General features: G+C 33.1%; 12 protein-coding genes. 8 read left to right on the top strand and 4 right to left on the bottom strand.

What is annotated here, in order from left to right; translation table 11 throughout:
- Positions 1-44: 44 nt before the first annotated feature.
- Positions 45-1,373 (bottom strand): tRNA (N(6)-L-threonylcarbamoyladenosine(37)-C(2))-methylthiotransferase MtaB, encoded by a 1,329-nt coding sequence (gene mtaB / locus ACGK9U_RS02990; RefSeq protein ID WP_394464896.1) that lies wholly within the window; start codon positions 1,371-1,373, stop codon positions 45-47.
- Positions 1,374-1,687: 314 nt separating this feature from the next.
- Between mtaB and ACGK9U_RS02995 the strand changes: the two genes are divergently transcribed.
- Positions 1,688-3,217: an ABC transporter substrate-binding protein gene (locus tag ACGK9U_RS02995; protein ID WP_394464897.1), complete on the top strand. Its 1,530-nt coding sequence runs from the start codon at positions 1,688-1,690 to the stop codon at positions 3,215-3,217.
- Here the strand turns inward: ACGK9U_RS02995 and ACGK9U_RS03000 are convergent.
- The 3 genes from ACGK9U_RS03000 to ACGK9U_RS03010 form a co-directional block, all read right to left on the bottom strand.
- The gene (locus tag ACGK9U_RS03000; RefSeq protein WP_394464898.1) at positions 3,214-4,026 is read right to left on the bottom strand and encodes a TolB family protein; all 813 of its coding nucleotides are present in this window, start codon (positions 4,024-4,026) and stop codon (positions 3,214-3,216) included. The two genes, ACGK9U_RS02995 and ACGK9U_RS03000, sit on opposite strands and share 4 nt — an antisense overlap.
- Positions 4,027-4,181: 155 nt before the next feature.
- A complete protein-coding gene (locus ACGK9U_RS03005) occupies positions 4,182-5,357 on the bottom strand; it encodes a GlmU family protein (RefSeq protein ID WP_394464899.1) in 1,176 nt (391 codons plus the stop codon).
- 149 nt (positions 5,358-5,506) lie between these two features.
- Positions 5,507-5,758: a type B 50S ribosomal protein L31 gene (locus ACGK9U_RS03010; RefSeq protein WP_044638195.1), complete on the bottom strand. Its 252-nt coding sequence runs from the start codon at positions 5,756-5,758 to the stop codon at positions 5,507-5,509.
- 212 nt (positions 5,759-5,970) lie between these two features.
- On the opposite strand from ACGK9U_RS03010, the gene ACGK9U_RS03015 reads away from it, so the two are divergent.
- From ACGK9U_RS03015 to ACGK9U_RS03045, 7 genes are all read left to right on the top strand, one after another.
- Entirely contained in the window at positions 5,971-6,486 is a 516-nt protein-coding gene (locus ACGK9U_RS03015; protein WP_394464900.1) for a DUF4199 domain-containing protein, read from the top strand.
- 40 nt (positions 6,487-6,526) lie between these two features.
- Positions 6,527-7,477 (top strand): glycosyltransferase family 2 protein, encoded by a 951-nt coding sequence (locus ACGK9U_RS03020; RefSeq protein WP_394464901.1) that lies wholly within the window; start codon positions 6,527-6,529, stop codon positions 7,475-7,477.
- A 233-nt stretch (positions 7,478-7,710) separates the two neighbouring features.
- Complete coding sequence (locus ACGK9U_RS03025) at positions 7,711-9,441, top strand: phospho-sugar mutase (RefSeq protein WP_394464902.1); 1,731 nt, start codon at positions 7,711-7,713, stop codon at positions 9,439-9,441.
- Positions 9,442-11,268: an ABC transporter ATP-binding protein gene (locus tag ACGK9U_RS03030; RefSeq protein ID WP_394464903.1), complete on the top strand. Its 1,827-nt coding sequence runs from the start codon at positions 9,442-9,444 to the stop codon at positions 11,266-11,268.
- A 287-nt stretch (positions 11,269-11,555) separates the two neighbouring features.
- Positions 11,556-12,098, top strand: a complete 543-nt coding sequence (locus ACGK9U_RS03035) for an RNA polymerase sigma factor (protein WP_394464904.1) — start codon at positions 11,556-11,558, stop codon at positions 12,096-12,098.
- 33 nt (positions 12,099-12,131) lie between these two features.
- Positions 12,132-12,632, top strand: coding sequence for a hypothetical protein (locus tag ACGK9U_RS03040; protein ID WP_394464905.1), 501 nt, complete (start codon positions 12,132-12,134; stop codon positions 12,630-12,632).
- 4 nt (positions 12,633-12,636) lie between these two features.
- The gene (locus tag ACGK9U_RS03045) at positions 12,637-13,059 is read left to right on the top strand and encodes a hypothetical protein (protein WP_394464906.1); all 423 of its coding nucleotides are present in this window, start codon (positions 12,637-12,639) and stop codon (positions 13,057-13,059) included.
- The last annotated feature ends 12 nt before the right edge of the window (positions 13,060-13,071 follow it).

Genomic DNA, 13,071 nt, shown 5'->3' on the forward strand with positions numbered 1-13,071 from the left:
TAAATAAGTTGAAAAGAATAAAATAAGGTTAATTGGCACTTAAATTAGGCTAATAGCTTAACAAATTCAAATCGAACCAAGCCATCTTCATCAATTTTGGTAAGTTCTACTTGATGTAATGTATTTACCAATTCAGGATTCCATGGTGCTTTTATCTTAACGTAATTTTCAGTAAATCCATAAATATACCCTTCTTTGTTTTCGCTTTCAAACAATACGGTTCTTTGTGTCCCTATTTGGCTTTCATAAAATGCACGGCGCTTCTTAACCGATAAACCACGTAACATTTTACTGCGTTTGTTTCTAACATTCATTGGTACAACTCCGTCCATTTCAGCAGCTTCAGTGTTATCCCGCTCCGAATAGGTAAATACGTGTAAATACGAAATATCCAGTCCGTTTAAAAAATTGTAGGTTTCTAAAAAATGTGCATCTGTTTCACCCGGAAAACCAACAATAACATCCACACCTATACAGGCGTGAGGCATCACTTCTTTTATTTTTGAAACCCTATCTACATACAGTTCACGCATGTAACGACGTTTCATTTTTTTAAGAATCTCGTTGCTACCAGATTGTAATGGAATATGAAAATGAGGCACAAAAGCTCTAGATCTTGAAACCAAATCGATGGTTTCGTTCTTTAAAAGATTCGGCTCAATAGATGAAATTCGTAAACGCTCAATGCCTTCTACCTTATCCAGCTCTGTTACCAAATCTAAAAACGTGTGTTCGTGTTTTTTGTTTCCAAACTCACCTTTTCCGTAGTCGCCAATATTAACACCCGTTAAAACTATTTCCTTAATGTTTTGAGCTGAAATTTCTCGGGCATTCTCCAACACATTTTGCATAGTATCACTTCGTGAAATACCACGTGCCAATGGAATGGTGCAATAGGTACATTTATAATCACAACCATCTTGAACTTTTAAAAAGGCACGGGTTCTATCTCCTATTGAATAGCTGCCTACATAAAAATCGGCTTCTTCAATTTCACAGGAATGTACTTCGCCCATGTCATTTTTAGATAGATCATTTATATAGTCTGTAATCTTGAATTTTTCAGTTGCACCCAAAACCAAATCCACCCCATCTACATCTGCCAATTCTTGAGGTTTTAATTGTGCATAACAACCAACAGCAGCCACAAATGCTTTCGGGTTTACCTTTTGTGCTTGTTTCACAATACTTTTAAAACGCTTGTCTGCATTTTCGGTTACCGAACAGGTATTTATAACGTAAATATCTGCATTTTCAGAAAAATCTACACGATCGAAACCTTCATCTGTAAAACTTCTTGCGATTGTTGAAGTTTCAGAAAAATTAAGTTTACAACCTAATGTATAAAATGCGACTTTTTTTCGAGAATTCATTTCTTTTATTAAAGGTGCAAAGTTAATAAAAAAAGAGCGTTTCAAAGCGAAACGCTCTTAATTTAAGGGCGTAGCATAATTTTACACCCTTTGAGAGACTTGGTTGTTGATAATAACAAAAAATCACCTAACATTATTTTAGACACATATTTCTTTAAAAAGTCACATCTATTTTAATTAGAAATAGAAAATAAAAACTTTATTTTTGAATACATAAAACTACCAATGTGATTAAGGCCTATTCTAAGTTTTTTAAATACAGCATACTCTTACTTATTGCGAACATGTACGTATCTTGCAATAAGAAATCTACAATGAATAACGATTCCCTTGTTTTTAGGTATAATGAACATAAAAACATAGGCTCGTTAGACCCTGCTTTTTCTAAAGACATCGCCGATATATGGGCCACAAACCAATTATTTAACGGTTTAGTACAAATGGACGACCATTTAAACGTACAACCTTGTATTGCAAAAAGTTGGACTATTTCTGAAGATGCCCTAACCTACTCGTTTTTATTACGCAACGATGTGTATTTCCATAAAGATGCTTTATTTGGAAAAGATTCAACAAGAGCAGTATTTGCCAAAGATTTTGAATACAGCCTAAACCGTTTATTAGACCCCCAAGTTGCTTCTCCTGGTGGTTGGGTTTTAGGTAAGGTTGATAGCTTTAAAGCAGTAAACGACACCCTTTTTCAAATCCAACTAAAACAACCTTTTCCCGCTTTTTTAGGATTACTGACCATGAAATATTGCAGTGTTGTACCTAAAGAAATTGTAGAGCACTATGGAAGTGATTTCCGTTCTCACCCTATTGGTACAGGCCCATTCAAATTCAAACGATGGGAAGAAAACATCAAATTGGTATTTAGAAAAAACAATCATTATTTTGAAAAAGATAAAAAAGGCAAAGCATTACCATATTTAGAAGCAGTTTCCATAACCTTTTTACCCGACAAGCAAAGTGAGTTTTTACAGTTTGCGCAAGGCAATATCGATTTTGTTTCTGGATTGGACGCTTCTTATAAAGATGAAATATTAACGGCTGATGGACAACTTAGAAGTTTATACAAGAATGATGTAAACATGATTCGTGGTCCCTATTTAAACACCGAATATTTAGCGTTTTACATGGATTCTGAAATTCCTGAAATACAATCCGAACGCATTAGAAAAGCCATTAATTATGGTTTCGATCGTAAAAAAATGATGGTTTATTTACGAAATGGTGTTGGTATTCCTGCCAACGGAGGTTTTATTCCAAAGGGATTACCAGGTTACAACGAAACTATTGGTTTTGATTTTCAACCCGAAAAAGCCAAACAATTAATTGCTGAATTTAAAAAAGAGAGTGCCAACAAAACCCCGGAAATATCTATTACAACAACAGGAAATTACTTAAGTTTTTGCGAATATATACAACGTGAACTTCAAAAAATCGGACTCATTGTAAATGTAGATGTTATTCCCGCCGCCACTTTAAAAGATGCCAAAGCCAACGGAAAACTAAGTTTATTTAGAGCGAGTTGGGTGGCTGATTATCCGGATGCAGAAAACTATTTATCGCTTTATTATAGCAAAAATTTCGCCCCGAACGGACCTAACTATACACACTTTAAAAGTGATTTGTTTGATATGTGGTACGAAAAAGCCTTTGCCGAAACAAATACCACGAAAAGAGAACGCCTTTATACCAAAATGGATTCGTTAGTTATGCACGAAGCACCTGTTGTTCCTTTGTTTTATGATGAAGTTGTACGTTTTACCAGGAAAAATGTAAATGGTTTGGGTATTAATCCTATTAATTTATTGGAATTGAAGCAGGTGAAAAAAAATTAATTTAGCGTAAAATAATACACATCATCATCCCCTTTTCCTCCATCACGTTTTGATGATAAATAGCCTGATTTATTCACGCTATTAATAATCAAACTAAAATCATCTTCGGAACTGTTTATGGGTTTGGGAAGTTTTTCTGCTTTTTCAAAAGTACCATCTACATTCATTTTACTTCTGTAAATATCAAAACCGCCGAAACCATTTGGTCGGTTCGATGCAAAATACAACGTATTGTCTGCACTAATAAAAGGAAACATTTCTTTGCTATATGAATTTACTTTGCTTCCTAAATTTTTAGGTTCCGAAAATTCACCATTCCCTAAAATATCGACTTTAAAAATATCTGAACCTCCTTTGGTTGTTTCTTTTCCTCCTCCAATATTCGAAGTGAAATACATGGTTTTCCCATCTTTACTTATAGCAGGATGTGCATAGGAATATTTAGGATTACAAAACGGCAATTCCTTGAAATTTGTCCATCCTACACCTGTTTTAAACTCACCTACTTTAATTTGGAAATTATCGTCATCAACATCTTTACCTTCAAACATTGTAGTAATATAAAGTTGGTCTCCTTTAGGCGATAATGTTGCAGCTGTAATATAGAATATTTTCTGGTCTGGGTCTATTTCAATCGGACTTATATTTTGAACATTTCCACTTCCTACAGCAGTTCCCTCAAAAATAGTTAAGATTGGATTTCCTTGAAATCGTTTTAATTTTTCTTTATGGTCTAATAAGTACGAAGTGAAAACTATTTTAGAATCATTTACCAGCATCAAACCAAAATGCGGGTATTTGGTATTCATTTCAATATTCTTTACAGTATAAGTTTTTGTTTGGGAGAATCCCAAATAACCTAGAAAAAAACATAAAAAATACAGCTTTTTAAACATAGAAACCTAGTGTTTCACAAATATAACAAATTGAATTTAAACATATTCCAATATAAAACATCTAGAAACTACTCGCGTCTAAACCTTTTGGTTTCTTCAAATATATGCTCTAAAATAACTTTATCTTGTTCGGAAAATGTCATATTACGCCTAGACATAACCACTTCAGCTACTTCAAATGCCTTTTTGGTTACATAAGTTGTAAAACCAGCACTTCCTCCCCAACTAAAACTCGGCACGAAATTTCTAGGAAAACCACTTCCAAAAATATTCACACTAACCCCTATAACCGTACCTGTATTAAACATGGTATTGATACCACATTTACTATGGTCTCCCATCATAAGTCCACAAAACTGTAATCCTGTTCTTGCAAAACTTTCTGTCTGATAGTCCCATAAACGCACTTCGGCATAATTATTTTTCAAGTTAGACGTATTGGTATCTGCGCCTAAGTTACACCATTCTCCTAAAACAGAGTTTCCTAAAAACCCATCGTGACCTTTATTTGAATTGGCAAACAGCACTGCATTATTTATCTCACCACCTACTTTACTTGAAGGTCCAATAGTAGTAGGCCCGTAAATTCTAGCTCCCATTTTCACAATCGCTTCTTCACACAGTGCAAAAGGCCCACGAATTAAAGACCCTTCCATTATCAAGGAATTTTTTCCAATATAAATTGGGCCATTACTAGCATTCAGTGTTACAAATTCCAAACTGGCACCTTCTTCAATAAAAATATTTTCGGCTGCAATTACGTTATTACTTGATGGAATGGGTTGAGAACGTCTTCCATTTGTTAGCAAATTAAAATCTTCTTGAATGGCCTCTCCATTTTTTGAAAAAATATCCCAAGTATGTTCAATTTTAATAACATCGTCATTAAATTCAATGGCCTCATAGCTATCAAAATCAACCTCTTCTTGTGTATTCTTTGAAAAGAAAGCAATCACATCTTCATCCTTAAAAATAGCTTGATTTTCCTGTAAATCTTTCACCATTTCTACCAATTCTAAATTTGGAAGGTACGATGCGTTTATCATGACATTTTCATCCATTTCTACCATGGGATATTTATCAGATAAATACTCTTCAGTAATGGTTGTGGTGGTGGTATCTAAAAAAGTCTCCCACTTTTCACGAATGGTTAAAATTCCAATTCTTATATCGGCAACAGGACGCGTAAAAGTAAATGGCAATAAGTTATTACGCGAAGGTCCATCAAAAAGAATATAGTTCATATTGAAGTTAGAAGTTAGAAGTTAGAAGTTAGAAGATGTTCTCTTAAAACTTAAACTTATTAGTTATCTATTCAAAAGTAGGTTAATTGTCTAAAATAAAAAAGCCTTCCATATTAAATATAGAAGGCTTTATATATAGTTTGTTAAGCTTATTTACTAAACTTAGCATATTTGTTTTTGAATTTATCGATACGCCCAGCAGTATCGATTAATTTAGATTTACCAGTGTAAAATGGGTGCGATGTTCTAGAAATCTCCATTTTGATAAGTGGATACTCAACACCATCAACCTCTAAAGTTTCATTTGTGTTTGCAGTAGATTTAGTTAAAAACACATCTTCGTTAGACATATCTTTAAATGCTACAATTCTATAATTTTCTGGATGTATATCTTTTTTCATCTGGATGATATTTATTTTTTTATTCTGACAGATGCAACACTAAAAAGTGTTTCATCGCTTAAAGCTTTAATATTCTTTCAATTTTGGTTTGCAAAAATAAGCATTTTTTACAATCTCGCAATACTTTTTTACATTTTTTATTACTAATATTATTGTAACGAATTACTATCTTTGAATACTAACTAAAAAACCAACAATTTAAACACAAAAATATGGAATCTAAAGAATTAAACCCTGGCAAATTTGGTATTAATTTAGGTTTGGTCTTAGGGGGTATCATGACGCTAATTGCTATCTACATGTATGCGACGGATATGGCGTTTAAAGGACAGCAATGGCCAGTGTACATATATTATATAGCTTTTCCTTTAATTATAATTTACGCAATAAGTCTTTATAAAAAAAGCAACTCTGGATTACTAAGTTTAAAAGAAGCCATGAAAACAGGAATTGCAGTTGCACTTATTAGTGCTTTAGTATATGTTGGCTACATCCTTATTTTCAACTACATCATTGATTCTGAATACAATACCAAAATGACAGAGTTTGCTACCGATCAAATTGCTGCAACTGAAGCGCCCGTTGAAGCTAAAGAAATGCAATTAAAAATGGTTGAATTCTTTTCCAATCCTATTGCAGGTAGCGTTTTTTGGGTAGCCATGAGTTTATTCTTTGGGTTAATATATTCCTTAATTGGAGGTTTAGTAATGAAAAAATCAGATGCATAAATAAATTCTTTACTTTTGGAATCTGAAAACATTATTTCAAATGAACATATCAGTAGTTATACCACTACTTAACGAACAAGATTCTTTAACCGAATTACATGACTGGATTGCTAAAGTTATGCAATCCAATCAATTTTCGTACGAAATCATTTTTATTGATGATGGCAGCACCGATAACTCTTGGAAAACCATAAGCAACCTTTCATCACAAAACCCAAATGTTAAAGGCATTCGTTTTTTTAAGAATTTTGGCAAATCGCAAGCACTTCATGCAGGTTTTGAAAAAGCTTTAGGCGATGTGGTTATTACTATGGATGCCGATTTACAAGACAATCCAGACGAAATACCAGAACTCTATAACATGATTGTAAGCGATGGTTACGACTTGGTTTCTGGTTGGAAAAAAAAGCGTTACGATTCCGTTATTTCTAAAAACTTACCATCGAAATTATTTAATTGGGCAGCCAGAAAAACATCGGGAGTAAAATTACACGACTTTAATTGCGGCCTTAAAGCCTACAAACTCGAGCTCGTTAAAAACATAGATGTGAATGGTGAAATGCACCGTTACATACCTGTTTTGGCTAAAAATGCCGGCTTTGTAAAAATCACTGAAAAAGTAGTGCAACATCAAGCTAGAAAATATGGTGAAACCAAGTTCGGCATGAATCGTTTTGTTCATGGCTTTTTAGACTTAATCACCATCTGGTTTTTATCAAGTTTCGGAAAACGCCCCATGCACTTATTTGGCGCATTAGGTTTCATCATGTTCGCCATTGGTTTTGGTTTCGCACTCTATTTAGGTATCGATAAACTATTTTTAAACCCAACTGGCAGGCTAATAACCGAGCGTCCGCAATTTTACATATCACTTTCAACTATGATTATTGGAACACAATTTTTTGTAGCTGGTTTTTTAGGCGAAATTATTTTACGTACCAAAGAAGACAAAAAACGCTATTCAATTAAAGAAAAATTAAATTTAGAATAACTATGTTGGGCGTTACCACAAGGGTCGGGTTTTCCGTTATATCTTTTGGTTTTTTCTGAAAAACCAAAAGGATGCCACTTCAACCCCTAACGCAAATGACAGTCTCAAATAAAATTTTTAATATTTCAACAAAAAATTAATTTTAAAACTCAATATTTCACTTCAAATTAGTAACTTTTACAAAAATATCCTTCTACAATAAATTACTTTTGAAACATATTATTTAAAACATCATGATACACATTGAACCAAAAATTTTAGATCGAATTAACTCATGGCTAACCCCAACCTTTGATGCCGAAACACAATCTATTATAAAAAATAGTATTGCAAACAACCCAAAAGACATTCAAGAAAGTTTTTATAAAGACCTAGAATTTGGTACTGGTGGTATGCGTGGTATTATGGGTGTTGGAACCAACCGCATTAATAAATACACACTTGGAAAAAGCACACAGGGTTTAAGTGATTATCTAAATAAATCGTTCCCAAACGAAACACCAAAAGCAGTTATAGCTTACGATTGTAGAAACAACAGTAAAAGCCTTGCAAAAGTAGTTGCCGATGTGTTTTCAGCAAATGGCATTCAAGTGTATTTGTTTGAAGATTTACGTGCAACTCCAGAATTGTCATTCGCTGTAAAACATTTAAACTGTCACTGCGGCATTGTTTTAACGGCATCTCACAACCCACCAGAATACAATGGTTACAAAGTATATTGGCAAGATGGCGGACAATTAGTACCGCCCCAAGATGGAGAAATAATTAATGTTATTAATAGTTTAAAATATTCAGACATTAAGTTTGAAGCAAACAATACTTTAATAAAATATATAGGTAAGGAAGTTGATGATGCTTTTATAACCGAATCTGTTAAAAACGCAAACTTCAATACGTCCGCTAAAGCGAAAGATGATTTAACTATTGTTTTTACTTCGCTACATGGAACATCCATTACAACAGTTCCAGAAACCCTAAAGCGTGCAGGATTCAAAAATGTGCATATTGTGAAAGAACAAGAAGTGCCAGATGGTAACTTCCCAACGGTAGCGTCACCAAACCCAGAAGAACCAGCTGCCTTAAAAATGGCATTGGAGTTGGCTGAAAAAGTAAACGCTGATATTGTTATTGGCACCGATCCAGATTGTGACCGTTTGGGTGTTGCTGTTCGTAATTCAGAGAATAAATTACAACTACTTAACGGAAATCAAACCATGTTAATGATGACTGATTTCCTTTTAAAACAATGGAAAGCTGCTGGAAAAATTAAAGGCAAAGAATTTATTGCTTCAACAATTGTATCTACACCAATGCTTAATAAATTGGCAGATGCCTATGGTGTAGACTGTAAAATTGTTTTAACCGGTTTCAAATGGATTGCAAAACTTATTAAAGATTTTCCAGAGCTTGATTTTGTTGGTGGTGGCGAAGAAAGTTTTGGTTATATGGTAGGCGATTTTGTACGCGATAAAGATGCCGTTACTTCTACCCTGTTAGCATGCGAAATAGCTGCTGCAACAAAAGCAAATGGCAGTTCTTTTTACAACGAATTGATTGCGCTATATGTTACTCATGGATTGTATAAAGAACGACTGATTTCCATAACCAAAAAAGGTATTGAAGGCGCCAAAGAAATAAAACAAATGATGGTTGATGCACGCGAAAATCCATTGACTGAAATCAATAGTTCTAAAGTTATTCGCGTGGAAGATTATGAGCTGTCAATTGCAAAAAACCTGATTGCAAACTCTGTTGAAAATCTTGATATTCCAAAATCGGACGTATTAATTTATTATACCGAAGACGGCAGTATAATTGCGCTCAGACCAAGTGGTACAGAGCCAAAAATAAAGTTTTACATCAGTGTCAACACAACTTTAGACAATGTGTCAGCATTTAAAGCAACGGAACAGAAATTGGAAGTTCAATTGGATATGATTGTAAATGCCATGAACCTTAACTAAATGGATTATCTGAAAAAACTTTCTTCCTTTATATTACCTTATAAGAAGTTTGCAATATTAAACATTGTATGTAATATTTTTTACGCCTTGTTTGGCACATTAGCCATGGTATCCTTAATGCCTATGATAAATGTGCTTTTTGGTGAAGGTAAAAAAGTTACCGCAAAACCTGTTTATAGTAGCGCCAACAGCCTAAAGTCATACCTTGAAGACTCTATAAACTACCTTATCACAACAACAACAGAAAACCATGGTTCTCAACGGGCATTGCTGTATATGATTGTTTTGATAATAAGTTTGTTCTTGCTTAAAAACCTGTTTAATTATTTGGCACTTTATTACATCACTTTTTTAAGAAATGGTGTTTTAAAGGATTTAAGAAATGCTATTTATAAAAAAGTTATTTCCCTACCAATTGCATATTATTCCGAAAAGAAAAAAGGCGATATTATTGCACGCATTTCTGGTGATGTAAATGAAGTCAAAAATTCCTTATTGGCCATTTTAGAACTCGTAGTAAAAGAACCTCTAACTATCTTATTTGCAATTATTGCAATGTTTACAATTTCTGTAAAGCTTACTATATTTGTATTTATATTTATCCCCATTTCTGGTTCAATCATTTCTCGTATTGGAAAAAGCCTCAAAAAGAAATCCAATCGTGTACAAAGCGAACAAGGTATTTTCATCTCAACGCTCGAAGAAACTTTAGGTGGATTAAAAGTCATTAAAGGCTTTAATGCTGAAGAAAAGTTCAACAAAACTTTCATTAATTCTACCGAACGCTATTACCGATTTTCCAATACCTTATTGAACCGTCAAAATTTGGCTTCTCCAACAAGCGAATTTTTAGGCATCGTTACCATTGCTATATTACTATGGTTTGGTGGCTCTATGGTATTGATTGACAAAACACTCTCTGGTGGTGCTTTTATTGCTTATATGGCATTGGCTTATCAAATTTTAACTCCTGCAAAAGAAATTTCTAAAGCAAGTTATAAAGTAAAAGCAGGTAATGCCGCCGCTGATCGAGTTCTTGAAGTACTGGATACTATATCGCCGTTAGAAGACAAACCAAATGCCAAACAAAAAGAAACATTCAACTCTGGCATTGAATTTCAAAATATATCGTTTAAATATGAAAATGAATTAGTACTCAAAGACTTTTCATTAAAGGTTCCAAAAGGAAAAAGTGTTGCGTTGGTTGGACAATCTGGTAGCGGAAAAAGTACCATCGCTAATTTGCTGACACGTTTTTATGACGTAAACATGGGAAGCATCAATATTGATGGCAATGACATTAAAGATTTGACCACATATTCCTTGCGAAACCTTATGGGATTGGTAACACAAGATTCTGTACTATTCAATGACAGTATTAAAAACAATATCCTTATCGGAAAAGAAAATGCTACCGATGAAGAAGTGATTGACGCATTGAAAATTGCCAATGCTTGGGAATTTGTCAAAGACCTACCAAACGGTATAGAAACTAATATTGGTGATGCTGGAAACAAATTGTCTGGCGGGCAAAAGCAACGTTTAAGCATTGCACGTGCTGTACTGAAAAATCCGCCAATTATGATTCTTGACGAAGCAACCTCAGCTTTAGATACCGAAAGTGAACGTTTGGTACAAGTGGCTTTAGAGAATATGATGAAAAATAGAACTTCTGTCATTATTGCTCATCGCTTGTCGACCATTCAAAATGTCGATGAAATTGTCGTGATGCATAAAGGAGAAATTGCCGAACAAGGTAAACACCATGAACTCATTGCCAAAAATGGTGTATATAAAAAGTTGGTTGATATGCAGAGTTTTGAATAATTAAAATTATCATGAAATAAAAAAGGATAGAGATTTGGGTTTCTATCCTTTTTTTTATCCAGTTAGACTTGGGGACGACTAACTACATAAGTAGGTTTCTATAGCAAACATATAATAAAAAAATACATCTCACAAGAAAAAAATGCATTTAATCGTGTTATTTTACACTTAATCGATATTTAATTTTTCAATATGCTGATTTTTAAGTAGTTGTGTTTTTGTGTGAAATTAAAAAAACAACATTAAACTTTTAGTATATTTAGTAGTCTAACCATTAAAGTATTTTTGTGATTGACGAAGTACAATTATTAGAAGAATTAAAATCTGAATTCCATAAAGAGCGCGCCTTTAGAGAGCTGATAACACTGTATAAAGAACGGTTGTATTGGCACATTCGTAACATTGTAAAGTCTCATGACGACACAGATGACGTACTTCAAAACACTTTCATAAAAATTTACAAAAATATTCATAACTTTAAAGGAGACAGTAAATTGTTTTCATGGATGTATCGCATTGCAACAAACGAAGCTATAACGTTCATCAATCAAAACGCTAAACGTTTGCAAACAACAAACGAAGAAGTACAATCTATAGCTATTAGTAAATTAAGTTCAGATGTTTATTTTGAAGGTGAAATCATACAAATTAAATTACAAAAAGCCATTGCAACATTACCAGAAAAACAGCAATTGGTTTTTAATATGAAATATTTTCAGGATTTGAAATACTCTGAAATGTCCGATATATTAGAAACCAGCGAAGGCGCATTAAAAGCATCTTACCACATAGCGGTAAAAAAAATTGAATCATATTTAACTGAAGATTAAACCTTTTACAAAATATCAAGTCTTATTAACAAGATGAAAACAAATAAATTACATAATACAAAAGATACTGGGTTTAAAGTTCCGAAGGATTACTTTGCATCGCTTGAAGATAAGATTTTAAGCGAAGTGAAGCTACAAGAAATAGTTCCTAAATCTGGATATAAATTGCCCGATAATTACTTTGATTTGTTAGAAAATAAAATTGTCAATGCGGTTAAACCACAAGAAGAAACAAAGGTTATCAAACTATTTACTTGGAGAAAAGCTGTTTATACTACCGCAGTTGCAGCAAGTTTAATGTTACTAATTAATGTATTCTTTAATAAAACTCAAAATATCACCATCGATACTCTGGAAACAGCCAGTATTGAAAACTACATCCTAAACGAAGATTTGGAACCAACCGAATTTGCATCTCTTTTTACCCAAGAAGATTTACAGGATGTGCAGTTAATAAATGACGGTTACAGCTCAGAAACTTTAGAAAATTTTGTTTTTGACAACTTAGAAATTGAAGATATTATTACAAAATAAAGAAATGAAAACACTTACAAGCATAGTATTCATAATAAGTTTTTCCTTAGCCACCTTTGCGCAATCTAATGGTGATAAAATTAAAACACTGAAAATTGCGTATATAACGGAAAAATTGAATTTAAGTGAAAAAGAAGCTCAAAAATTTTGGCCTATATACAATGAGTTTGAAGAAGAAAATTCCAATTTAAGAAGACAATCTTATGAAACTCGTAAAAAGACCGATTTAAACACTATTTCCGAAGAAGAAGCCTTACAGCTACTAAAGAAAATTAGAATGAATGAGGAGAAAAGAGATAAACTTAAAAGCGAGTTCATCAATAATCTGATGAAAGTGATACCTGCAAAAAAAATCATTCTTTTACATAAAGTTGAAGACGATTTTAAACGAAAAATGTTTGATGAATATAAAAAGAGAAAAAAATAAACACTAAAAAGA

Origin of the sequence: Mariniflexile sp. HNIBRBA6329, assembly GCF_043558645.1 — a bacterium.
In the GTDB taxonomy this organism is placed as follows: Bacteria; Bacteroidota; Bacteroidia; order Flavobacteriales; family Flavobacteriaceae; genus Mariniflexile.